21 protein-coding genes are annotated in these 22,057 nt (G+C 68.5%); 13 read left to right on the top strand and 8 right to left on the bottom strand.

The features are described 5' to 3' along the window. Positions 1-17: 17 nt before the first annotated feature. Together EJI01_RS18440 and EJI01_RS18435 are read right to left on the bottom strand one after the other, a co-directional pair. On the bottom strand, positions 18-1,031 hold the full coding sequence (locus EJI01_RS18440) for a response regulator transcription factor (RefSeq protein WP_126838572.1): 1,014 nt from the start codon (positions 1,029-1,031) through the stop codon (positions 18-20). After that, entirely contained in the window at positions 1,028-4,561 is a 3,534-nt protein-coding gene (locus EJI01_RS18435; protein ID WP_260602512.1) for an ATP-binding protein, read from the bottom strand. The genes EJI01_RS18440 and EJI01_RS18435 overlap by 4 nt, the downstream gene beginning before the upstream one ends. A gap of 75 nt (positions 4,562-4,636) precedes the next feature. Between EJI01_RS18435 and EJI01_RS18430 the strand changes: the two genes are divergently transcribed. The 4 genes from EJI01_RS18430 (at position 4,637) to ureC (ending at position 7,811) form a co-directional block, all read left to right on the top strand. Continuing rightward, positions 4,637-4,939, top strand: coding sequence for an urease subunit gamma (locus EJI01_RS18430; protein ID WP_093108993.1), 303 nt, complete (start codon positions 4,637-4,639; stop codon positions 4,937-4,939). A 19-nt stretch (positions 4,940-4,958) separates the two neighbouring features. Further along, positions 4,959-5,555 carry a HupE/UreJ family protein gene (locus EJI01_RS18425; RefSeq protein WP_126838571.1) on the top strand — a complete coding sequence of 199 codons (597 nt, stop codon included), beginning with the start codon at positions 4,959-4,961 and terminating at the stop codon, positions 5,553-5,555. An 88-nt stretch (positions 5,556-5,643) separates the two neighbouring features. Then, positions 5,644-5,949, top strand: coding sequence for an urease subunit beta (locus tag EJI01_RS18420; RefSeq protein ID WP_126838570.1), 306 nt, complete (start codon positions 5,644-5,646; stop codon positions 5,947-5,949). A gap of 143 nt (positions 5,950-6,092) precedes the next feature. After that, a complete protein-coding gene (gene ureC, locus EJI01_RS18410; RefSeq protein ID WP_126838569.1) occupies positions 6,093-7,811 on the top strand; it encodes an urease subunit alpha in 1,719 nt (572 codons plus the stop codon). Here ureC and EJI01_RS18405 read toward each other — a convergent pair. Next, positions 7,808-8,056 carry an AbrB/MazE/SpoVT family DNA-binding domain-containing protein gene (locus EJI01_RS18405; protein WP_126838568.1) on the bottom strand — a complete coding sequence of 83 codons (249 nt, stop codon included), beginning with the start codon at positions 8,054-8,056 and terminating at the stop codon, positions 7,808-7,810. The genes ureC and EJI01_RS18405 overlap by 4 nt on opposite strands. Positions 8,057-8,124: 68 nt before the next feature. Between EJI01_RS18405 and ureE the strand changes: the two genes are divergently transcribed. The 6 genes from ureE (at position 8,125) to EJI01_RS18375 (ending at position 11,618) form a co-directional block, all read left to right on the top strand. Next, on the top strand, positions 8,125-8,703 hold the full coding sequence (gene ureE, locus EJI01_RS18400; protein WP_126838567.1) for an urease accessory protein UreE: 579 nt from the start codon (positions 8,125-8,127) through the stop codon (positions 8,701-8,703). After that, positions 8,703-9,392 (top strand): urease accessory protein UreF, encoded by a 690-nt coding sequence (locus tag EJI01_RS18395; RefSeq protein WP_126838566.1) that lies wholly within the window; start codon positions 8,703-8,705, stop codon positions 9,390-9,392. Before ureE ends, EJI01_RS18395 begins: the two co-directional genes overlap by 1 nt. Positions 9,393-9,404: 12 nt before the next feature. Next, positions 9,405-10,055 carry an urease accessory protein UreG gene (ureG, locus tag EJI01_RS18390; RefSeq protein ID WP_126838565.1) on the top strand — a complete coding sequence of 217 codons (651 nt, stop codon included), beginning with the start codon at positions 9,405-9,407 and terminating at the stop codon, positions 10,053-10,055. Between the two features lie 145 nt (positions 10,056-10,200). Further along, complete coding sequence (locus EJI01_RS18385; RefSeq protein ID WP_126838564.1) at positions 10,201-10,470, top strand: hypothetical protein; 270 nt, start codon at positions 10,201-10,203, stop codon at positions 10,468-10,470. A 69-nt stretch (positions 10,471-10,539) separates the two neighbouring features. Then, entirely contained in the window at positions 10,540-10,923 is a 384-nt protein-coding gene (locus EJI01_RS18380; RefSeq protein ID WP_126838563.1) for a bleomycin resistance protein, read from the top strand. Between the two features lie 2 nt (positions 10,924-10,925). Next, on the top strand, positions 10,926-11,618 hold the full coding sequence (locus tag EJI01_RS18375) for an aspartate/glutamate racemase family protein (RefSeq protein WP_126838562.1): 693 nt from the start codon (positions 10,926-10,928) through the stop codon (positions 11,616-11,618). Here the strand turns inward: EJI01_RS18375 and EJI01_RS18370 are convergent. Genes EJI01_RS18370 through EJI01_RS18360 form a run of 3 tightly spaced genes read right to left on the bottom strand, consistent with a single transcriptional unit; the run spans position 11,615 to position 16,402 of the window. After that, positions 11,615-13,585, bottom strand: a complete 1,971-nt coding sequence (locus tag EJI01_RS18370) for an acetyl-CoA carboxylase biotin carboxylase subunit (RefSeq protein WP_409513966.1) — start codon at positions 13,583-13,585, stop codon at positions 11,615-11,617. The genes EJI01_RS18375 and EJI01_RS18370 overlap by 4 nt on opposite strands. A 3-nt stretch (positions 13,586-13,588) precedes the next feature. After that, positions 13,589-15,208 (bottom strand): acyl-CoA carboxylase subunit beta, encoded by a 1,620-nt coding sequence (locus EJI01_RS18365; RefSeq protein WP_126838560.1) that lies wholly within the window; start codon positions 15,206-15,208, stop codon positions 13,589-13,591. 18 nt (positions 15,209-15,226) lie between these two features. Continuing rightward, the gene (locus EJI01_RS18360; protein ID WP_126838559.1) at positions 15,227-16,402 is read right to left on the bottom strand and encodes an acyl-CoA dehydrogenase family protein; all 1,176 of its coding nucleotides are present in this window, start codon (positions 16,400-16,402) and stop codon (positions 15,227-15,229) included. 105 nt (positions 16,403-16,507) lie between these two features. Between EJI01_RS18360 and EJI01_RS18355 the strand changes: the two genes are divergently transcribed. The 3 genes from EJI01_RS18355 to EJI01_RS18345 are packed head-to-tail and all read left to right on the top strand — an operon-like array spanning position 16,508 to position 19,948. Further along, positions 16,508-18,295, top strand: a complete 1,788-nt coding sequence (locus EJI01_RS18355; protein ID WP_126838558.1) for an acyclic terpene utilization AtuA family protein — start codon at positions 16,508-16,510, stop codon at positions 18,293-18,295. Then, positions 18,296-19,135, top strand: a complete 840-nt coding sequence (locus tag EJI01_RS18350) for a GNAT family N-acetyltransferase (RefSeq protein ID WP_126838557.1) — start codon at positions 18,296-18,298, stop codon at positions 19,133-19,135. It begins immediately after the preceding gene. 33 nt (positions 19,136-19,168) lie between these two features. Further along, positions 19,169-19,948 carry a plasmid replication/partition related protein gene (locus EJI01_RS18345; protein ID WP_126838556.1) on the top strand — a complete coding sequence of 260 codons (780 nt, stop codon included), beginning with the start codon at positions 19,169-19,171 and terminating at the stop codon, positions 19,946-19,948. Between the two features lie 53 nt (positions 19,949-20,001). On the opposite strand, the gene EJI01_RS18340 is transcribed toward EJI01_RS18345, so the two are convergent. Next, positions 20,002-21,831, bottom strand: a complete 1,830-nt coding sequence (locus tag EJI01_RS18340; protein ID WP_126838555.1) for a pectate lyase — start codon at positions 21,829-21,831, stop codon at positions 20,002-20,004. Beyond that, the gene (locus tag EJI01_RS18335; protein ID WP_126838554.1) at positions 21,828-22,022 is read right to left on the bottom strand and encodes a hypothetical protein; all 195 of its coding nucleotides are present in this window, start codon (positions 22,020-22,022) and stop codon (positions 21,828-21,830) included. The genes EJI01_RS18340 and EJI01_RS18335 overlap by 4 nt, the downstream gene beginning before the upstream one ends. Positions 22,023-22,057 lie beyond the last annotated feature (35 nt).

The raw sequence follows: 22,057 nt of genomic DNA, 5'->3' as shown, positions 1-22,057 counted from the left end.
CAGGCGGTCGATGTCCTTCATATTTCGAACTGCGGCTGCAGCTCGCGAATGCGCTTCATCGCCACGCCGGCGGCCGCGGTGCGGGTCTCGACGCCCAGCTTCACGTACACCCGCTCCAGGTGCTTCTTGGCGGTGGCCGGGCTCGCGCCGAGGATCTCGCCGATGTCCTTGTTGGTCTTGCCCTTGACCACCCAGTACAGCACCTCGGCCTCGCGTGCGGTGAGCTTCAGGCAAAGGCTCATGGCCTCGATCACCGAGGTGCCGGAGTCCTCGCGCATGATGATCAGCCAGTCGTCGCCGTCCTCGTCGTGGCCGGTCTGCTGGTGCAGGCGCAGGCTGAGGTTGGCGGCGCCCTGCGCGATGGTGAGCACGGGCGGCTCGACCTGGCGCTGCTGCGCATCGGGCAGGTGCTGGCGCAGCCATTCGAGCACCACCGGCGGCGTGGCCGGCGCGGCCGTGGCGCAGTAGCGCTGCAGCAGGTCGCGCGCCAGCGCGGTCTGCCAGATGAGCCGGCCCTCGGGCATGCGAACGGTGAAGCTCGCGTAGCCGAAGGCGTCCAGTGCATTGCGCGCCTGGCCGGCCTGCTGCGCCGCCTGCCGCGCGGTACGCGCGCCCTGCAGGTGCACGTTCATGCGCGCCAGCACTTCCTTGGGCTTGATCGGCTTGGTGACGTAGTCGACACCGCCGGCCTCCAGCGCGGCGACCAGGTGCTCGGTCTCGGTGAGGCCGGTCATGAAGACGATCGGGATATGGGCGGTCGCCGCATCGGCCTTGAGGCGGCGCGCGACCTCGAAGCCGTCGATGCCCGGCATCATCGCGTCGAGCAGCACGATGTCGGGGCGCGCCTGGGCTGCGCGCTGCAGGGCCTGCTCGCCGCTGGTCGCGACCAGTACGGCGTAACCCGATTCGTCGAGCGCATCGTGCAGCACGGCGAGGTTGTCGGGCACGTCGTCGACGATCAGCACGAGATCGCCGGTGCCGGCGTGCTCGCGCAGGCTGTGAACGAGGGGTGGCGTGAGTTCGCTGCTCATGGCGTGCCCGCCGCTGCAACCAAGGCGCGGCTGATCGCCTCGAACTGGAACTGCCGCGCCAGCGCGCGCTGCGCCGCGGTCCAGCCCGCGCATTCGGGCTGGGCCGCGTCGATGGCATCGAGCTGGTTCATGATGCCGCGAAAGTAGCCGAGGCCGACCGCCTCTTCGAGTGCGCGCAAGCTGGCCGCATCGGGCGGCACGGCCGCTGTCGGCGCAGGCGCCGGCGGCGGCACGACGGCGTTGTCGGTCCATCGCAGCGCGAGCCGGCGCTCGAGCCAGTCGAGCAGCTCGCTGTGGCGCACCGGCTTGACGAAGAAGTCATCGGGCGCGATGCCGACGTCGTTGTCCAGCCGCTTGTCGAAGGCATTGGCCGAGACGATCGCGACCGCCGCCCCGGCAAGGCCGAGCGCACGCGCGCGGCGGATGGTTTCCCAGCCGTCGATGCCCGGCATCGCGAGATCGACGAACATCGCGTCGGGGTGCCAGCCAGTGGCGACCAGGTCCAGCGCATCGTGGCCGCTGGCCGCCGTGCGCAGTTCGAAGCCCAGCGGCGCGAGCACATGCACGAGCAGATCGCGATCGGCTTCTTCGTTGTCGACCACCAGCAGGCGCCGGCGCGGGCCTTCGTAGCCGCGCCGCAGCCGGGGCGCGGCCACGGTCGAGCGCCGGCCGCCGGTGGCCGGCGCCTCGTGCACGCGCGGCAGGAACAGCCGCACCCGAAACACCGAGCCGGCGCCGGGCGCGCTCTGCACGTGCATCTCGCCGCCCATCAGATCGATCAGCATCTTCGCGATCGTGAGGCCCAGGCCTGCGCCCGGCGCCGAGGGGCCGGCGGTGGTGCCGCGCGCGAAGGGCTCGAAGATCCGGTTCAGTTCCTCGGTCGACATGCCGGGACCGGTGTCCTCGACCTCGATGGCCGCGAACTCGCGCGCATAGCGCAGGCGCAGCGTGACCTGTCCGCTGGCAGTGAACTTGATCGCATTGCCCAGCAGGTTGATGAGGATCTGCCGCACGCGCCGCTCGTCGGCGCGCACCAGCTCGGGCAGTTCGCCAGCGGGCTCGAAACGGAAGGCCAGGCCCTTCTCGGCCGCCTGCAGCGCGAACATGTCGGCCAGCTCGCTCATGAGCTCGGCGAACTGCATCGGCTTGGCCTGAAGCGTCAGCTTGCCGGCCTCGATGTGCGCGATGTCGAGCGTGCCTTCGATCAGCGACAGCAGGTGCTCGCCGCCGCGCTTGATGACCGCCACCGCCTGCTGCCGGTGCGGCGGCACGGCCGCATCCTCGCCCATCAGCTGCGCATAGCCCAGGATGCTGTTGAGCGGCGTGCGCAGCTCGTGGCTGATGGCGCTGATGTAGCGGCTCTTGGCCTGGTTCGCCTGGTCGGCCTGCTCGCGGGCCTGCTCGGCCGTCTGCTTGGCGGCCTGCAAGGCGCGGTCGGTCTCGCGGTGCAGCTCGATCTCGCGCACCAGCAGGTGGGTCTGGCGGTTCGATTCCTCCTGCGCCACCTTGCGGCTCTGGTGCGCGAGCACCAGCCACCAGGCGACGATGCCGGCGATCAAGAGCAGCGCCATGTAGGCCTTGAGAAAACCCGAGCGCAGGGACGCCGGCTGCGCGGCCTCGGCCAGCGCGCCCGCGCCCGGGCCGCGCAGTTCCTGCTGATAGAGCACGCCGAAGACCGCGGCCAGGAGCGGCACCACGATCAGCATCAAGAGCAGGAAGTGGCCGAGCCCGGTGTCGAGGTAGGGCCAGACGCGGCGCGGCAGCAGCCAGCGCAGCGTGCCCGACCACTGCGCCGAAAGGCTCGCCTGAGGCTTGCAGAGATCGCCGCAGCGCGCATCGAGCGTGCAGCACAGCGAGCAGATCGCGCCCTGGTAGGCGGGGCAGTGCGCCATGTCCGGGCCTTCGTACTCGCGCTCGCAGATCACGCAGCGCTGCGTGCTCAAGCGCCGATAGCTGCCGGCCTCCGATTCGACGCGTGCCCAGCGCACGGCCGAGCGGCCGGAGGCCGGCGCGAAAGGCGCCGCGCCGCAGTCGTCGGACACCCGCGCGATGTAGTACTTGCCGCGCGTGGCCCAGGCGATCAGCGGCGCCGCGACGAAGGCTGTGCCCAGCGCGATCAGCGCCGAGAAGGCCTGCGCCATCGGGCCGAACACGCCGAGGTGCGCCGTGATCGACAGGGCGGAGGCCAGCGCCATGGCGCCCACGCCTACGGGATTGATGTCCCACAGGTGCGCGCGCTTGAACTCGATGCCCGGGGGCGACAGGCCCAGCGGCTTGTTGACGACGAGGTCCGCCACCACCGCCATCATCCAGGCGATCGCGATGTTGGCGTAGAGGCCGAGCACGTCGCCCAGCGCCTCGAACACGTTCATCTCCATCAGCATGAAGGCGATCAGCGCGTTGAACACCACCCACACCACGCGGCCGGGATGGCTGTGCGTGACGCGCGAAAAGAAGTTGCTCCAGGCGAGCGAGCCTGCATAGGCGTTGGTGACGTTGATCTTGAGCTGCGAGATGACCACGAACAGCGCCGTCGCGGCCACCGCCCAGCCGTACTGGGGGAACACGTACTCGTAGGCCGCCAGGTACATCTGGTTGGGATCGACCGCACGCTCGGGCGGCACCATGTGGCCGATGGCGAGGTACGCGAGCAGTGCGCCGCCCAGCATCTTGAGCACGCCCATCACCACCCAGCCCGGCCCGCCCACGAGCACGCCGGCCCACCAGCGGCCGCGGTTGGCCGCCGTGCGAACCGGCATGAAGCGCAGGTAGTCGGCCTGCTCGCCCATCTGCGTGATCAGCGCGATGCCGACGGTGAGCGCGGCACCGAACAGGTGCAGATCGAAACCGATGGCGCCGGGCTTGACGCCGTTGTAGTGCACGATGCCCTCGAACGCACCAGGATCGCGCGCCAGCACATAGCCGAAAGGCACCACCAGCATCACGAGCCAGATCGGCTGGGTCCAGACCTGCAGCCGGCTGATGGCCGAGATGCCGTGCGTGACGAGCGGAATCACTACCAGCGCGCAGACCAGGTAGCCCCACACCACGGGAATGCCCAGAGCGAGCTCGAGCGCATAGGCCATCACCGCCGCCTCGAGCGCGAAGAAGATGAAGGTGAAGGAGGCGTAGATCAGCGAGGTCAGCGTGGAGCCGATGTAGCCGAAGCCGGCGCCGCGCGTGAGCAGGTCCATGTCGACGCCGTAGCGCGCCGCGTAGACGCTGATCGGCAGGCCGGCCAGGAAGATGATCAGCCCGGTGACCAGGATGGCCCAGGCGGCATTGATGAAGCCGTATTGCACCAGCAGCGTGGCGCCGACCGCTTCGAGGATCAGGAAGGAGGCCGCGCCGCCGAATGCCGTGTTCGCCACGCGCCACTCCGACATCCGGCGAAAACGCTGGGGCGTGTAGCGCAGCGCGTAGTCCTCCAGCGTCTCGCGCGCCACCCAGCTGTTGTAGTCGCGCCGGACCTTGACGATGCGCTGCGGGGCTTCGTCGCTCGGGAGCGGGGGAACGGCGGTAGAGTCCACGGGTTCAAAGTGCAGCTTTCATGCCACCGGCACGCGGGGAGCGACGGCGGCACGAGTGTTGCAAAGCCGACGACCATGGAACTGACACCGCGAGAAAAAGACAAACTGCTGATCTTCACCGCCGCCCTGCTGGCCGAACGGCGCCGGGCGCGCGGACTGAAGCTCAACTATCCCGAGGCCGTGGCGCTCATCTCCGCGGCCGTGATGGAGGGTGCGCGCGACGGCAAGAGCGTCGCGGCCCTGATGAGCGAGGGCCGCAGCGTGCTGTCGCGCGCCGACGTGATGGACGGGGTGGCCGAGATGATTCCGGACATCCAGGTCGAGGCAACCTTTCCGGACGGCACCAAGCTCGTGACCGTGCACCAACCCATCGTTTAAAAAACCACCCGCCACCACCATGCGCCTTCTTCGCCAAGCCCCCCTGCTCTTGATCGCGGCACTGCCGTTCGCCGCAGCCGCCCACACCGGCGCCGATGCCGGCATGCACCACGGATTCATGTCCGGCTTCCTGCATCCGCTGACGGGGGTCGACCACCTGGCCGCGATGGTGGCGGTCGGCCTGTGGAGCGCGCTCACGGCTCGGCGCGCCTGGCCCGACATGCTGTGGGCGCCGCTGGGCTTCGCGTCGATGCTGCTGGTTGGCGCGTTGCTGGGGTTGGCGGGCGTGCAACTCCCCGTTGTCGAGCCCATGATCGCTGCGTCGCTGCTGGTGCTGGGCCTGCTGGTCCTCACGCAGCGTCGCCTGCCGGCGCTGGCCGCCGCAGCGCTGGTCGGCCTGTTCGCCGTGTTCCACGGCGTCGCGCATGGCCAGGAGCTGGCAGGTGAATCCGGTGCCGCGCTCACGCTGGCCGGAATGCTCGCTGCGACGGTGCTGCTGCATGCGGCCGGCATCGCGATCGGCTGGTCGCTGCGCCATGCGAAGCGCTGGCTGCCGCGCGTCGCGGGCGCCGCGGTCGCGATCTTCGGTGTCGCATTGCTCGGCGGCGTTGTATGACCGCCCCCCGGCTCGCCACTTCGTGTGCTTCGCCACCCCCCGAGGGGGAGGCGCCTCCGCCTTGGGGCGGCCCGGCGGCGGAGGCATCATGATTCCCGGCGAACTCATCACCGACGGGGGCGACCACGTCCTCAACCCGGGCCGCCGCGCGATCACGCTGGTGGTGCAGAACACCGCCGACCGTCCGATCCAGGTCGGCTCGCACTACCACTTCGCCGAGACCAACGGCGCTTTGGGTTTCGACCGCGAGGCCGCGCGCGGCATGCGATTGAACATCGCCTCGGGCACGGCGGTGCGTTTCGAACCGGGCCAGCAGCGAACGGTCGAGCTGGTCGATTTCGCCGGCGACCGCGTGGTCTACGGCTTCCGCGGCCTGGTTCAAGGAAAACTCTGAGATGAAGCAATTCCGCAAGGCAAAGACGCGCCCCTCTGTTCGTGAAACACCGCGGAACCGGCTTTGCCGGGCCGCTGGTGTTGCCCCCGGTGAGGGGGTTGGCGAAGCGACACGAAGTGCGCGAAGCCTGGGGGTGAGCTGAGATGGCAACGATCGGGCGGCGTGCCTACGCCGAAATCTTCGGCCCTACCGTCGGCGACCGCGTGCGTCTCGCCGACACCGACCTCGTGATCGAGGTCGAGGAGGACTACACCCTGCGCGCCGGCGGCTACGGCGAAGAGGTCAAGTTCGGCGGCGGCAAGACGATCCGCGACGGCATGGCGCAGTCGCAGCGCACGCGCGCCGAAGGAACCGTCGACACAGTGATGACCAATGCGCTGATCCTCGACCACTGGGGCATCGTCAAGGCCGACATCGGCCTCCGGGGCGGGCGCATCGTCGCGATCGGCAAGGCCGGCAACCCGGACGTGCAGCCGGGCGTGGACATCGTCATCGGCCCGGGCACCGAGGTCATCAGCTGCGAGGGCAACATCGTCACCGCCGGCGGCATCGACAGCCACATCCACTTCATCTGCCCGCAGCAGATCGAGGAGGCGCTGGCTTCGGGCGTCACCACCATGCTCGGCGGCGGCACCGGCCCCGCGACCGGCACCTTCGCGACCACCGCGACGCCCGGGCCCTGGCACATCGAGCGCATGTTGCAGGCGGCCGACGCCTTCCCGATGAACCTCGGCTTTCTGGGCAAGGGCAATGCGAGCCTGCCGGCTGCGCTGCAGGAGCAAATCGACGCCGGCGTGATCGGCCTCAAGCTGCATGAAGACTGGGGCACCACGCCGGCCGCGATCAGCAACTGCCTCGACGTGGCCGACGCCACCGACACGCAGGTCGCGATCCACAGCGACACGCTGAACGAATCGGGCTTCGTCGAGAACACCATCGCGGCCGTGGGCGGCCGCGCGATCTGCGCCTTCCACACCGAAGGCGCCGGCGGTGGCCATGCACCCGACATCCTGCGCGTTGTGGGCGAGCCGAACTTCCTGCCCTCCTCCACCAATCCGACCATGCCCTACACCGTGAACACGCTCGACGAGCACGTCGACATGTTGATGGTGTGCCACCACCTCGATGCCGGCATCCCCGAGGACCTGGCCTTCGCCGAGAGCCGCATCCGCAAGGAGACCATCGCGGCCGAGGACATCCTGCACGACCTCGGCGCGATCAGCATGTTCAGCTCCGACAGCCAGGCCATGGGCCGGGTCGGCGAGGTCGTCATCCGCTGCTGGCAGACGGCGCACAAGATGAAGGGCCAGCGCGGCAAGCTGCCGGAAGACGGCGCGCGCAACGACAACTTCCGAGCCAGGCGCTACGTCGCCAAGTACACGATCAATCCCGCCATCGCGCACGGCATCGCGCACGAGGTGGGCAGCATCGAGGTCGGCAAGTGGGCCGACCTGGTGGTGTGGAAGCCGGCCTTCTTCGGCGTCAAGCCCTTCGCGATCCTGAAGGGCGGCACCATCGCGATGGCCGCGATGGGCGACCCCAACGCCTCCATTCCGACGCCGCAACCGGTGCACTACCGCCCGATGTTCGGCGCCTTCGGCGGCTCGCTGGCGAAGAGTTCGCTGACCTTCGTCTCGCAAGCCGGCCTGGCGGCCGGCATCGGCGAACGCTACGGCCTCGTCAAGACCTTGAGCGCTGTGAAAAACATCCGCGGCATCCGCAAGCAGCACATGGTGCACAACGCCTACACGCCGAAGATGGAGATCGATGCGCAGACCTATGCGGTGCGGGCCGACGGGCAGTTGCTAACCTGCGATCCGGCGGTGTCGTTGCCGATGACGCAGCGGTATTTTTTGTTCTAGCTCGGGTCTTGCGTGTCGCTCTTGGCTAGCGCGCGCAGTACGCCCCAGCGCTTGCGCATGATCTTCCTACCGATCTTCATCTGTTCCTCGAAGTCGTCAGTTGGCCTTGACAATGAAAAGCCGTTGGCGCTTTTGGCTAGCAAGACCGTGTCGCCGGCCTTCCAGTTCAGCCGCACGAGCAATTCCTCAGGCAGGATCAAGCCCACCGAGTCTTCACCGACTTGAGTCAACTGCAGAATAGTCATCGTCGTACAGCCGCTGTTAGGGATCGCCACTATCGAATGGCCGCAGCACACACCCAGATTGACCCCCCATGCTCACAGCCAACAAACTCATGCCCCAGGGCGGCGGCCTCGCGCCCGTTCTGCTTAAGCGCGCCGCCACGGTCGAACTCGACTGGGACGTGCGCCAGAAAAGCCGCTTCGATGCCACCGATTCGCACGGCCGCCAGGTCGGCGTGTTCCTCCCGCGCGGCACCGCGGTGCGCGGCGGCGACGTGCTGGTGGCGGAAGACGGTTCGCTGATCAAGGTGATCGCGGCCAAACAGCCGGTGCTGGTCATCACGCATTGCAGCCAGCACGGCACCCCCTTCGACCTGATGCGCGCGGCCTACCACCTGGGCAACCGGCATGTGCCGATCGAGCTCAAGCCCGACCACCTGAAGATCGAGCCCGACCACGTGCTGGCCGCCATGCTGCGCTCGATGCACCTGATCGTGCGCGAAGCCGAGGAGGCCTTCGAGCCCGAGGGCGGCGCGTATGGCGCGCAGGGCGGCGGCCATGGCCATTCGCATGGCGCAGCGCCGGTGGGGCCGGTGCTGCATCCGGACGCGTACTCGGCGCCGCATGCGCACGACCACGGCCACGATCATTCGCACGGGCACTCGCACTGATGGACGACGCGCCGGGCGCCCTGCCCGCTGGCAGCCTGCTGCAGTTGATCTGGCTGGCCTCGCCGGCGCTGCCAGTCGGCGGCTTCTCCTATTCGGAAGGTCTGGAAGCGGGCATCGAATGGGCCGGTCTCGCCACCGAAGAGGCGGCCTCCGACTGGCTGGCCGACCAGCTTCACCTGAGCCTGGCGCGCGCCGATCTCGCCGTGGTGGCGCAGGCGGTTCCGGCCTGGCACGACGGCGACACGGCACGCATCCGCGCGCTCAACGACTGGGTGTTCCAGACCCGCGAATCCGCCGAGTTCCTGCTGCAGACCGAGCAGATGGGCCGCTCCTTCGTCGAGTGGCTCAAGCTGCACCATGCCGACACCGCGAGCGTCTTCGATGGCCTGCCTGCAAGCTATCCCATCGCCTTCGCCTTCGCCGCCAGCCGCACCGGGGCGCCGGTGCGCGACGCCTGCCTGGCCTTCGCCTTCGGCTGGGCCGAGAACATGGTGGCGGCGGCCGTCAAGGCCGTGCCGCTGGGCCAGAGCGCCGGCCAGCGCATGCTGGGCCGCCTGGCCGCGGAAATCCCCACAGCCGTCTTGAGTGCGCTCACACTGGCGGATGATGAACGCCAGGCCTTTTCCCCCATGCTCGCCGTGCTGTCGGCGCGCCATGAAACACAGTACTCGCGCCTTTTCAGAAGCTAAAAGCGAATCATCATGACCTCCGCCCTGCACCACATCCCCCACCGCACCAAGAGACTGCCGCCGCTGCGCGTGGGCATCGGCGGGCCGGTCGGCTCCGGCAAGACCACGCTGCTCGAGATGCTGTGCAAGGCGATGCGCGACAAGTACGACCTGATTGCCATCACCAACGACATCTACACCAAGGAAGACCAGCGCCTGCTGACGGTGGCCGGCGCGCTGCCGGCCGAGCGCATCATGGGCGTGGAGACCGGCGGCTGCCCGCACACCGCGATCCGCGAGGACGCCTCGATCAACCTCGAGGCCATCGACCGCATGCTCGGCGAGTTTCCCGATGCCGACGTGGTCTTCGTCGAGAGCGGCGGCGACAACCTGGCCGCCACCTTCAGCCCCGAGCTCAGCGACCTCACGATCTACGTGATCGACGTCGCGGCCGGCGAGAAGATCCCGCGCAAAGGCGGCCCCGGCATCACCAAGAGCGACCTGTTCGTGATCAACAAGACCGACCTCGCGCCCTACGTCGGCGCCGACCTCGGCGTGATGGAGGCCGACACCAGGCGCATGCGCAAGCAGCGGCCTTACGTGATGACAAACCTCAAGACCCACACGGGCTTGGCCGAAGTCGTGGCCTTCATCGAAGAGCGCGGCATGCTCGCCGAGCACTGAGCGCACCAGCGCCGGCGGACTTCCGGCCCCATTTGTCGAAGCGATTCGAGAAATGCTTCACACCTTCGGGACGTCATAGAGCTTCGGGCTTATTTCTTGCTGAACCCGAAAATCCGATACTGCCGTAACGAATACGAAAGTTCCTATGGCCTCCGAAGCAACTTTTCATCCCGCAACCGGCAGCGTCCAGTTCGCGATCTACCCCGACGGGTACGACGGCGCACGCATCATTGCCCGGATCGACGAAGAGGCGCTGCACGCCCGCTTCCATGCACCGGAGGGCGACACTGAACTGGTGCGCGCCTATGCGGAGAACGCCGACTCGATCGACGCGCTGGCGACCGCGCGCTACCGCGAGAACCCGACGGCCGCCATCTGCCTGCACAGCACGGACTTCCAGCCGAGGGGCCGCTAGGGCCTGTTATTAATAACAGGCCCTATCGGACTTGAGGTTCAATGGCGTCTTCCAAAAAGGAGACGGTCCATGTCGAACTTCATCCAGGTCACGCCTTTCATGCACGTCGCCGAGCTCGACCGTGCCCTCGCCTTCTTCACCGACATCCTCGGATTCACGGTCGGCTACCGCGATGGAGGCTATGCCTACCTGCACCGTGAGAAAGTGGCCTTTCGCATCCTTGGGCTGGAGAAGGGCTGCACCGTGCCTCCCGGCGACCGGCGCTACGCCTCCTACATCGATGTGGTCGATGTCGACAGGCTCTATGCCGAGCTCAAGCCGAAGCTCGACACGCTTCCCGACAAGGACGTTCACGGCCCGATCGATCAGGACTACGGCCAGCGCGAACTGCTGGTGCTGGCGCCAGATGGCAACCTGATCGCGTTCGGGCAGGCGATCAAGAAGGCGGCTTGAGCATGCCCGAGCACATCGGAATCGTCGGCTGCTCCGCCGAAGGCGCGGGCCTTTGCTACAAGACCATTTGCGCCGAAGGCACGCGGCTCCTGGGCCCGCACGCCCATCCCGAGGTATCGATGCACACGCCCTCGCTCGCCGAGTACGTCGAGTGCCTGGACCGCGGCGACCTGCAGGGGGTGGGCGAGTTGATGCTCGCCTCGGCCCACAAGCTCGCGAAGACCGGCGCCGATTTCCTGGTCTGTCCCGACAACACCATCCATCAGGCGCTGCCGCTCATCGAAGCGCGCTCGCCGCTGCCCTGGCTGCATATTGCCGAAGTGGTTGCGGCAGAGGCCGTCGAACGCGGCTTCCGCCGGCTCGGCCTGACCGGCACGCGCTGGCTGGTGAACAGCGAGGTCTATCCCGAAAAGCTGGCGGCACGCGGCCTGATCTGCGTGCGGCCGAGCGACACCGAACGCGACGACATCCAGCGCATCATCATGGACGAGCTGGTCTACGGCGTGTTCAAGCCCGAGGCGGTGGCCCGCTTCCAGCAGGTCATCGGGCGCATGAAGGACGAGGGCTGCGATGCCGTCATCCTCGGCTGCACCGAGATTCCATTGATCATCGACGACACGAATTCGCCGCTTCCGCTGCTCGACTCCACGCGCCTTCTGGCGCGGGCCGCGCTGCGGCGGGCTGTGCAGGCCTAGGGCGCCTCGATCGCGAGCTCCGCCACCACGCGGCTGGCGGCGACCTGGTCGCCGGCTTTCACATGCAATGCGGTCACCCGGCCCGAGGACGGCGCTGCGTGCACGTGCTCCATCTTCATGGCTTCCAGGGTCACGATGGGTTGGCCGACCTCGACGGTGTCGCCGACGGCCACCATCACCGCGACCACGCGGCCGTTCATCGATGCGCGCAGCTTGCCGTCGCCGGCCGCGTCGCCGGCCTTGAGCGCGGCCGCGCGCGTGTGGTCTTCCACCCGCAGCTGGCGGCCGCGGTAGTGCAGCAGCAGCAAGGGTCCATCGCGATGGCAGGCCGCGTGTTCGGCCAGGCCGTTGCAGGCGAAGCGCACCGAGGCCTGCACCCGTTCGATTCGATCGATCTCGAAGACGCTTTCGTCGATGCCCACGCTGAACCGATCGGGATGCGTACGCACGACGCTGGCGTGGAGCATCCGGCCATCGAGCGTGAAGCGCAGCGGGATCGGCAGCGTATGCGTGATGCTGTGGCCTTGATGCGATCGATCGCCGCTGTCTTCGCAGAGCAGCACGGCCGCGAGCGCGGCGGCACGATCCTGCGTGGCGCCGTCCGGTGCGAGCAGTTCTTCCTGGTACTGGTCGATGAAGGCGGTGCTCGCCCCGCCGGCCGCGAACACCGGGTGCGCGAGGCAGCGCTGCAGGAAGAACTGGTTGGTGGTCACGCCCAGCGCCACCGCGTCCTCGAGGCCGGCCATCAGCTTGCGGCGCGCCTCCTCGCGCGTGCGGCCGTGCGCGACGAGCTTGGCGATCATCGAGTCATAGAAAGGCGGAATCCCGGCGCCCGAACGCAGTGCATCTTCGACGCGCAGCTGCGCCGGCATCCGCCACAGCGCCATGGTGCCGCTTTGGGGCATGAAGCCCTGCGCGGCATCCTCGGCGCAGAGGCGAACCTCGATCGCGTGGCCGTCGAAGCGCACGTCCTCCTGCGCCAGCGGCAAGGGCTCGCCGGCCGCGACGCGCAGCTGCAGCGCCACCAGGTCGAGCCCGGTGATCGCCTCGGTGACCGGATGCTCCACCTGCAGCCGCGTGTTCATCTCCATGAAGTAGTAGTTGCCTTCGCCGTCGAGCAGAAACTCGAGGGTGCCCGCGCCCTCGTAGCCGATGGCCTTCGCCGCCGCGACGGCGGTCGCGCCCATGCGCTCGCGCAGCGCCGCGTCAACCGCCGGCGAGGGCGCCTCCTCGATGAGCTTCTGGTGGCGGCGCTGGACCGAACAGTCGCGCTCGCCGAGATGAATCGCATGGCCGTAACGATCGGCGAGGACCTGGATCTCGATGTGGCGCGCCGCCGCGATCGCGCGCTCCAGGATGAGCTCCGGATTGCCGAAAGCGCCTTCGGCTTCGGAGCGCGCGCTCCGAAGCAATTCGGGAAACTCCGTCGCCGAGGACGCCAGCCGCATGCCGCGCCCGCCGCCGCCGGCCGCGGCCTTGATCATCACCGGGAAGCCGATGCGCGTGGCCTCGGACGCAAGACGCGCAGCGCTCTGGTCGTCGCCCTGGTAGCCGGGAATGCAGGGCACGCCGGCCGCCTGCATCAGCGTCTTGGCGCCGGCCTTGTGGCCCATCGCGGCGATTGCCTCGGGCGAGGGGCCGATGAACACCAGGCCGGCCTCACGGCAGGCGCGCGCGAAGCCTTCGTTCTCGGCCAGGAAGCCATACCCCGGATGCACGGCGTCCGCGCCCGCCACTGCGGCCGCTTCGAGAATCGCAGGAATGCACAGGTAGGACTGCGACGGCAAGGGCTCGCCGATGCAGACCGCCTGGTCGGCCTCCTGCACATGGCGCGCATCGGCATCGGCGGTGGAATACACGGCCACCGTGCGATAGCCGAGCGCTCGCGCGCTGCGCATGATGCGCAGCGCGATCTCCCCGCGGTTGGCGATGAGGATCTTCCGGAACGGTGTGGGCTGCATGGTCATGGCTCAGGGGCGCGCCACGGAGAACTGCATCGCCTGCGGCCGGCGCAGCTCGGCATCGCGGCAGATCGAGAGCAGCTGCGCGATGACGGCGCGCGTGTCGCGCGGATCGATCACGCCGTCGTCGAGCAGGCGCGCGCTGGTGGTGAACACACTGGTCTGGCTCTCGAAGCGCTCGATGATGCGGCGCTCGAGCTCGTCGAGCTTGGCCTGATCCACCGCGCCCTTGCGACGCATCGCGGCCTCGGTGACCATGACCATGGTGCCGGCCGCCTGCTCGGCGCCCATCACCGCCGTTCTCGCGTTGGGCCACGAGAAGCAGAAGCGCGGATGGAAGCCGCGCCCGCACATGCCGTAGTTGCCCGCGCCGTAGGAGGCGCCGCAGTAGAGCGTGATCTGCGGCACGGTGGCGTTGGTCACCGCCTGGATCATCTTGGAGCCGTGCTTGATCATGCCGGCCTCCTCATGCGCCTTGCCGACCATGTAGCCGGTCGTGTTGTTGAGGTAGAGGATCGGCGTCTTCGCCTGGCAGCAGGCCTGGATGAAATGGGTCGCCTTGTTGGCGCCGGCGCTGTCGATGGGGCCGTTGTTGGTGACGACGCCGAGCGGCAACCCCTCGATCTTGATGTGGCCGACCACGGTGGCGCTGCCGTAGCCCTCGCCGAATGGCAGGAACTCGGAGTCGTCGGCGATGCGCGCAATCACCTGCCGCATGTCGACAGGGCGCTTGGGGTCTATCGGCATGATGCCCAGCAGTTCCTCGGCGTCGTGGCGCGGCGGCTTGAAGCGGCGCGGCGGCTCGGCCGGCAGATCGCGGTTCCAGTCGATGTGGGCGAGGATCTCGCGCGCGATGCGGATCGCGTCGCGGTCGTCTTCCGCCAGGTAGTCGCCGAGGCCGGAGATCGAGGTGTGCATGAGCGCGCCGCCCAGTTCCTCTTCGGTCGCGATCTCGCCGGTCGCGGCCTTGAGCAGGGGCGGCCCGGCGAGAAAGGCGCGCGAGCGGCCGCGCACCATCACGATGTAGTCCGACAGGCCGGTCTGGTAGGCGCCGCCGGCGGTGGAGGAGCCGTGCGTCACCGTGATCACCGGCAGGCCGGCCGCCGACATGCGCGCGAGGTTGCGGAACAGGCTGCCGCCCTTGATGAACTCCTCGACCTTGTAGGTGAGCAGGTTGGCGCCGGCGCTCTCCACCAGCTGGACATAGGGCAGCTTGTTCTCGAGCGCGAGCTCCTGCATGCGCAGCGCCTTGTCCAGGCCCATGGGCTGCAGCGCGCCGGCATCGATCCCCGAATCGGAAGCGTTGACCATGACGCGCACGCCCGACACCCAGCCGATGCCGCCGATGATGCCGCCGCCCGGCACGCTCTGGTCGAGCTCGGGCTTGTCCATGCCCAGGCCGGCCAGCGATGCGATTTCGAGGAAGGGCGAGCCGGGGTCGAGCAGCAGTGCAACCCGATCGCGCGGCAAGAGTTGTCCGCGTTGCTCGAAGCGCTCGCGCGATCGCGCCGAAGTCGCCGCGCTGCGCCGCTCGCAGGCACGCACGCGTTCGAGCAAGGCCAGCATGCCCTCGCGGTTGGCGTGGAAGGACTCGCTGTCGGGATAGATGGTCGACTCGATGCTTGCCACGTTCTTTTTCCTTGCGCCTCAGAGGCCCAGCTGCCGCGCGGCCAGGTCCTTCATGACCTCTTCCGATCCACCGCCGATCATCATCACCTTGACCTCGCGGTAGATGCGCTCGCTCTTCGTGCCGCGCATGTAGCCCATGCCGCCCAGCAGCTGCACCGCCTGGTCGGCGCAGAACTGCATCGCCTGCGTGGCCTGCACCTTGGCGAGGCAGATACGCGCCACCAGCTGCGCCGGATCCGCGAGCCGGTGCTCGACGCGGTAAGCCAGGTCGTAGACGAGCGTGCGCGCGGCATCGATGCGCAGAGTCATGTCCATCAGCTTGTGGCGTACCACCTGGCGCTCGGACAGCGCCGTGCCGCCGACCGTGCGCTGGCGCGCCCAGTCCACCGCCTCCTCCAGGCAGACCTCGGCATAGCCGCAGGCCAGCGACGCCATGAGCAGCCGCTCGTTGTTGAAGTTGTGCATGAAGAGCTTGAAGCCGCGGTTCTCCTCGCCGACGAGGTTGGCTGCCGGCACGCGGCAGTCGTCGAAGCGAAGGTGCGCCGTGTCGGAGCTCCACCAGCCCATCTTCTTGAGCGGGGTGCGCGTGAGCCCCGGCGTATCGGCCTCGATCACGAGCGCCGAGATGCCGCCGGCGCCCAAGATTTTCGGATCGGTGCGTACCGCGGTCGTGATGAAATCGGCGCGCAGGCCCGAGGTGATGAAGGTCTTTTCGCCGTTCACGATGTAGTGATCGCCGTCGCGGATCGCGGTGGCTCGGAGATTGGCCACGTCGGAGCCGCCCGAAGGCTCGGTGACGGCCAGCGCGGCGATCTTCTCGCCCGCGAGCACCGGCGGGATGACGCGGCGCTTCAACGCCTCGCTGCCCGCGGCCAGGATCGGCGGCAGCGCGATGCCGTGCGAGTTCATCGAGGCCTGCACGCCGCCCGAGCCGCAGCGCGCGAATTCCTCTGCCACCACCAGCTGATAGAACAGGTCGGCCGGCGTGCCGCCGTATGCCTCCGGGTAGCCCAGTCCCAGGATGCCGAGCTCGGCCGCGCGCGCATAGAGCGAGCGCGGAAAGGTCTCCGCCTCGTCCCACGCGTTCACGTGGGGCGTGATCTCGCGCGAGATGAAGCCGCGCACACCGGTGCGGAACTGCTCGTGGTCCGGACTGAAATAGAAAGGCAGCGGCGGCGCATCGAGAAAATCCATGAACGGAGGCTAGCGGCGCGGAGCGCCCAGGTCTTGTGCGAAGTGGCTGCGCCGCAGCGAGTTGGCGCAAGCGCGGCGCGCGGCGGATCGCTAAGCTGCATCTTCATGACAAGCAGCAAGATCGTCCGCATCGGCGGCGCCTCGGGCTTCTGGGGCGACAGCATGGTGGCCGCACCGCAGCTGGTGAAGGGCGGCCGGCTCGACTACCTGGTGTTCGACTACCTGGCCGAAACCACGATGGCCATCCTTGCGGCCGCGCGCGCCAAGCAGCCCGAGCTGGGCTGGGCCACCGACTTCGTCGACATCGCGATGAAGCCGGTGCTCGCCGAAGTGAAGCGGCAGGGCATCAAGGTGATCAGCAACGCGGGCGGCATCAACCCGCACGGATGCGCAGCCGCACTGCGCGCGCTGGCCGAGGCCGAAGGCATCGCGCTGCGCATCGCGGTGGTCGAGGGCGACGACATCGGCGCGCAGATGCCGGCCTTGCGCGAGCACGGCGTCCGGGACATGTTCAGCGGCGAATCCCTGCCCGGGAAGGTGCTGAGCGCCAACGCCTACCTCGGCGCCCTGCCGATCGCCGCCGCGCTCGCGGCCGGCGCCGAGGTGGTGATCACCGGACGCTGCGTCGACAGCGCGGTGACGCTGGGGCCGCTGATGCACGAGTTCGGCTGGACCGCCTCGGATTTCGACCTGCTGGCCTCCGGCAGCCTGGCCGGCCACATCATCGAGTGCGGCTGCCAGGCGACCGGCGGCCTGCACACCGACTGGGAAGACATTCCCGACTGGGCGAACATCGGCTATCCGATCGTCGAGTGCCATGTCGACGGCAGCTTCGTCGTGACCAAGGCCGAGGGCACCGGCGGGAAGGTGATCCGCGCGGCGGTCGCCGAGCAGTTGCTCTACGAGATCGGCGACCCGGGCGCCTACCTGCTGCCGGACGTGAGCTGCGACTTCCGCGAGGTCTCGATCGAGCAGCAGGGAGAGAACCGCGTGCGCGTGAGTCCTGCCAAGGGACGCCCGCCGACGCCGAGCTACAAGGTGTCGGCGACCCAGCAGGGCGGCTACCGCTGCGCGGGCAGCCTGGTGATCGTCGGCATCGATGCCGAGAAGAAGGCGCGGCGCACGGCCGAGGCGATCATCGAACGCACCGGCCGCATCTTGCGCGAGAGCGGGCAGCCACCCTTCACTTCCACCCATATCGAAGTGATCGGCGCCGAGTCGCTCTACGGCCCGCACGCGCGCACGCGGGCGTCGCGCGAGGTCATGATGCGCGTGGTCGCCAACCATCCGCAGAAGGCCGCGCTCGCGATGTTTTCGCGCGAGATCGCGCCGGCGGGCACCTCGTGGGCGCCCGGCACCACGGGCCCGGGTGGCGGACGGCCTTCGGTTTCGCCGCTGATCGAGCCCTTCGCCTTTCTGCTGGAGAAGCGGGCCGTGCCCGTCGCCTTCGTGCTCGATGGCGAGCGCCATGCGGTGCCCATTCCAGCGGGCGACGGCGACGGCATCGCGCCTGCGGCCGCGGCACCGCCTCCCTGGACCGAGCCCAGCGAAGCGATGGAGGAGGTACGCCTGCTCCAGCTCGCCTGGGCGCGCAGCGGCGACAAGGGCAACCTCTCGAACATCGGCCTGGTCGCGCGCCGCCCCGAGTGGCTGCCGCTGCTGTGGGAGCGCGTGACGCCGGAGGCCGTGCGCGCCTATTTCGCGCACCTGGTTCACGGCAGGGTGGAACGCTTCTACTTGCCCGGCATCGCCGCGATGAACCTGCTGCTGCACGATGCGCTCGACGGCGGCGGGCCGTCCTCCATGCGCATGGACCCGCTCGGCAAGGGCATGGCGCAAATGCTGCTGGACATGCGGGTCAAGGTTCCGCGCTCGCTGGCCGCGGGACTTTGAATGCAGAACAGGCCTGAAACCCGCTTCATCCCCGCCACCGAGTTCGGCCGCAGCGAACTCACCGCGCTCTGGAATCGCGCCTACGAGAACTATTTCGTTCCCATTGCCTTCACCGAGGCGCTCTTCGAGAGACATCTGCGGCGCGCGAATGCCGACCTTGCGCTTTCCAGGGTGCTCGCGATCGATGGCGCACTCCACGGCATCTCGCTCGCGGGCCGCAGGCAGGGCCGTGCCTACCTCGCCGGCTTCGGCATCGCCGTTGCGCAGCGGGGCCGAGGGCGGGCAAGGGAGCTGCTCGAGGCTCAGATCTCGGCCTTGTCGGACGCGGGGATGCGCGAAGTCATCCTCGAGGTCATCGAGCAGAACCCGGCCCGGCTGCTGTACCGCAAGGCAGGCTTCGCAGAGCTTCGGCCCTTGGTGGTTCTGGAGGGAACACTCGCCCAAGGCCGCGCATTTGCCGGTGTGGCGCTCGATGCGGCATCCCTCGCCTCTGCGCACGCGCTCTGCAGCGCGAACACACGTCCGACCTGGCGCCGCGAAATCCCCACGGTGCTGGACGCCGTCGCGGCCGAGGGTGCGGTGGCCCTCGGCGTAAAGCGCAGCGGCGCCGTCGTCGGCTATGCCGTCTATCTAGAAGCCGGCGCTAGCAGCGCGCTGCTCGATGCCGGTGCGCTCGACGAGGCCGCGGCTTCCGATCTCCTAGACGCTCTCGCCTGCGCGCGCGCCGGCACGACATGGCGGCTGGTCGACGAGCCGGCGGACAGCGTCCTGTTTCGCGCGGCGACCGCGCGCGGGCTGGCGACCGGCATCCGCCAGGTGGAGATGCAGCTCGCGCTCTGAGAGAATGCCGCCCCCAGCCTTGATCCCGCATCCATGAATATCGTCGTCAACGAAGAACTAAGAACCTATATCGACCCGTTGACTCCCGAGGAACACGAAGCGCTGGAACGAAGCATCCTGGCCGAAGGCTGTCGCGATGCGCTGGTGCTGTGGGGCGATGTCCTGGTGGATGGCCACAACCGGTACGGCATCTGCCAGAAGCACGGGCTGCCGTTCCAGACGGTGCAGAACGCGCGCTTCCAAACCATGGAGGACGTGCACCTGTGGATGATCGACCAGCACCTGGGCCGGCGCAGCGTCTCGGACTTCCTGCGCGGCGTGCTGGCGCTGCGAAAGAAGGAGATCGTGGCCGAGCGGCAGGCTCGAATGTCGACAGCGGCCGCGCCGGCAGAGGCGGAGGCCCCAGCGGAGGCGCCCGCGTCCCTGAACAGCCGCGAAGCCGTCGCCAAGGCGGCGCGCATCAGCAGCAGCCAGGTCGTGATGATCGAGAAGATCCGGAAGCAGGCCGCGCCCGAGCTGGTGGCGGCCGTCAAGTCCGGAACGATCTCGATCAATGCCGCCGCAGCCGTGGCGACCTTGCCGGCCGAAGAACAGGCGGCCGCCGCGATCGCCGGCAAGGATCAGCTGAAACAGGCCGCCAGGCGCGTCCGCGAAGCCAGGCGCAAGCCGCGCGATGAGCCGGCGCCCTCCGACGAATCGGCAAAGCTCGACCTCGTGCAACAGCTGCAGCAGCGCGTGGCCGAGCTGAAGGCCGAGAACGAAGCCTTGCGCAGGCAAGTGGCCGATCTGCTGCAGGCGCAGCGGACGGGCTAGCAGAAGGCTGGTGCACCAGCCTTTCTGCTACCGCGGATTCACCCGCCCCGCTCTCAAGCCACCGGCGCGAGGAACGCGATCAGCTTGCCCGTGTTGGCGACGAAGTCGCTGGTCGAGATGCCCAGCGGACGCTCGCGTGGCTGGTAGGGCTCGATCTCCGGCGGGGTGAGCGGGTCATACGGCGAGGTGTCGTAGATATCGCCCACGTGCCTGCTGCGGTAGGCGTCGCCTGTATACGGCGTGGTGGGGCCGTTGCCGCGGAACGGGTTGGTGACGAACGCGATCGGCGAGAGCCAATAGTCCTTCTCGCCGAGGGCATCGACCACCGCCTGCGCCTGCGCTTCGGTGACCGTCGGGCTGGTCATGGTCGCGCCCGCGAACAGGTCGGGGAAGTCGACTTCGCGCAGCGAGAAGTACTTCGGCAGGTCCCTCGGCCTGGTGGCCTTCAGCGGCGACCCCGCAGTCATCTCGGCGATCGCGGCATCGCTCATCGACGCGAGCTGGTCGTAGGTTGCCTGAAGACTGCCGATGTTGACGCTGCGGCCCGCCGAATAGTGGCTGAGCGTGGCGCGATGGTCGTGATCGAAGTAGTACGCACCGTTCCAGATGTTCGAGCCGTAGCGGTGGACGAAGCGCGGCTGGTTCGTCCCCAGCTCGATGAAGGTGGGATGCGTGCGGCCGGCGAGCAGCGGGTTGTCGGCAATCATCTCGGGCGTCAGCTTGCAGCTGTTGAGCCACGCGATCGCTTCCGGCACGCGCGCCAGGAACGTCCTGTCGCCGGTCAGCCGGAAGTAGTGGAACAGCTGCAGCACGTTGGTCTGCGTCGTGTGCGTCGCGAGCGAGCGCGGCTCGTAGGTGCGCGCGCCGGCCGGAGCCCCGGCCGGGCGGCCGTCGCGATCCTCGGTCAGGTGCTGCAGCGCCCAGCCGGCCTGCGGCCCCGGCTGCTGGAGGCGCCGCAGGCATTGCATCGCGCGCTGCACCGGCTCGATCAGGCGGGTCTCGCCGAGTCCCACCACGCACATCAGCATGAACTTGATGTTCTCGCCGGCCACGTCGTCGTTGAACGTGATCTGGCGCGTGTAGTCGCCGTCCTCCATGCCTTGGGTCGCGCCGGGCGGCAGCTGCTGCGGGTTAGGCAGCGGCATCGACGAGACCGAGCCCGGGAACGGCGGATAGCGCTGCGGCCAGCCGCCGTCGGCGATGCCGCTGCTGAACTGCGCGCTGGTCACGAAGTCGATGGCCTTGTACAGCGGGCCGCGGAAGCGCCAGTCGCGCTTCTCGAGGTACATGCGCAGCAGGAACTGCGACGCCACCGCGGTGCCCGCGTCGTCGAAGGTCGCGTTGCCGTAGTAGTGCTGGAACTCCTCGAGCCGCCAGCCGTTGGCGCCGATCGTCTCGTACCAATGCTTGAGCGACGCCTCGCCGGCGAAGTCGTAGATGTAGTTCCAGCCGCCCGCCGGATGCTGGGCCGCGACCAGCGCGCGCGCGGTGCGCTCGGCGGCCTTGTAGAAGAGCTCGTCGCCGGTCGCGTGGTAGGCGTCGAGGAAGGCGTGACCGGCCGAAGGCGTGCCGGGCGGCTGGATCCAGCACATGGTGCGCTTGGCCTCCATCTCGCCCCAGCTGACCGACAGGTCGGGCAGGTAGGCCCAGACGTAGCCGCCTCGGTAGGACACCTCTTCGTCCATGAAGCGGACCGCTTGCCGCAGCGCCGAGCGGACGCGCTTGCGCAGCTTGTCGCCGGCGTCAGGTTTCTCGTCCGCGACGGCCTCGGGTTTCGAGCTCCCGGCGCCGGCAAGGGCTGAGGCGCCGCCATCGCCGCCGCCACCGCAGGCGGCCAGGGCGATCGGGCTGAGTCCGGACATCACGAATCTTCTGCGTTTCATCGCTGCTCCTCAAAGGTGGATTTGCCCACCTCGGTGACACCGGGGACTCTCACGCCCTGGTGGCCGGGGATCGGGCCGTGGACGAGATCCGGCCGGACGGCAGGCGCACGGCACGGCTTCGGCGGCATGTACGCCGGAACGCCAGTTTTGTCATGATTCTTGGCGCTACGGCGCGGCATGTCGTCGGTCATCGTATGACTCGAAGTCGACGGCAGGATTGGTGGAA

Origin of the sequence: Variovorax sp. MHTC-1 (assembly GCF_003984645.1) — a bacterium.
In the GTDB taxonomy this organism is placed as follows: Bacteria; Pseudomonadota; Gammaproteobacteria; order Burkholderiales; family Burkholderiaceae_C; genus Variovorax.
This window is presented reverse-complemented; position numbering and strand designations above follow the sequence as displayed.

Bases quoted from the DNA above. Each gene is read 5' to 3' on its own strand.
- EJI01_RS18440 (WP_126838572.1), bottom strand. From the start codon at position 1,031: ATGAGCAGCGAACTCACGCCACCCCTCGTTCACAGCCTGCGCGAGCAC.
- EJI01_RS18430 (WP_093108993.1), top strand. From the start codon at position 4,637: ATGGAACTGACACCGCGAGAAAAAGACAAACTGCTGATCTTCACCGCC.
- EJI01_RS18425 (WP_126838571.1), top strand. From the start codon at position 4,959: ATGCGCCTTCTTCGCCAAGCCCCCCTGCTCTTGATCGCGGCACTGCCG.
- EJI01_RS18420 (WP_126838570.1), top strand. From the start codon at position 5,644: ATGATTCCCGGCGAACTCATCACCGACGGGGGCGACCACGTCCTCAAC.
- ureC (WP_126838569.1), top strand. From the start codon at position 6,093: ATGGCAACGATCGGGCGGCGTGCCTACGCCGAAATCTTCGGCCCTACC.
- EJI01_RS18405 (WP_126838568.1), bottom strand. From the start codon at position 8,056: ATGACTATTCTGCAGTTGACTCAAGTCGGTGAAGACTCGGTGGGCTTG.
- ureE (WP_126838567.1), top strand. From the start codon at position 8,125: ATGCTCACAGCCAACAAACTCATGCCCCAGGGCGGCGGCCTCGCGCCC.
- EJI01_RS18395 (WP_126838566.1), top strand. From the start codon at position 8,703: ATGGACGACGCGCCGGGCGCCCTGCCCGCTGGCAGCCTGCTGCAGTTG.
- ureG (WP_126838565.1), top strand. From the start codon at position 9,405: ATGACCTCCGCCCTGCACCACATCCCCCACCGCACCAAGAGACTGCCG.
- EJI01_RS18385 (WP_126838564.1), top strand. From the start codon at position 10,201: ATGGCCTCCGAAGCAACTTTTCATCCCGCAACCGGCAGCGTCCAGTTC.
- EJI01_RS18380 (WP_126838563.1), top strand. From the start codon at position 10,540: ATGTCGAACTTCATCCAGGTCACGCCTTTCATGCACGTCGCCGAGCTC.
- EJI01_RS18375 (WP_126838562.1), top strand. From the start codon at position 10,926: ATGCCCGAGCACATCGGAATCGTCGGCTGCTCCGCCGAAGGCGCGGGC.
- EJI01_RS18370 (WP_409513966.1), bottom strand. From the start codon at position 13,585: ATGACCATGCAGCCCACACCGTTCCGGAAGATCCTCATCGCCAACCGC.
- EJI01_RS18360 (WP_126838559.1), bottom strand. From the start codon at position 16,402: ATGGATTTTCTCGATGCGCCGCCGCTGCCTTTCTATTTCAGTCCGGAC.
- EJI01_RS18355 (WP_126838558.1), top strand. From the start codon at position 16,508: ATGACAAGCAGCAAGATCGTCCGCATCGGCGGCGCCTCGGGCTTCTGG.
- EJI01_RS18350 (WP_126838557.1), top strand. From the start codon at position 18,296: ATGCAGAACAGGCCTGAAACCCGCTTCATCCCCGCCACCGAGTTCGGC.
- EJI01_RS18345 (WP_126838556.1), top strand. From the start codon at position 19,169: ATGAATATCGTCGTCAACGAAGAACTAAGAACCTATATCGACCCGTTG.
- EJI01_RS18340 (WP_126838555.1), bottom strand. From the start codon at position 21,831: ATGAAACGCAGAAGATTCGTGATGTCCGGACTCAGCCCGATCGCCCTG.
- EJI01_RS18335 (WP_126838554.1), bottom strand. From the start codon at position 22,022: ATGACCGACGACATGCCGCGCCGTAGCGCCAAGAATCATGACAAAACT.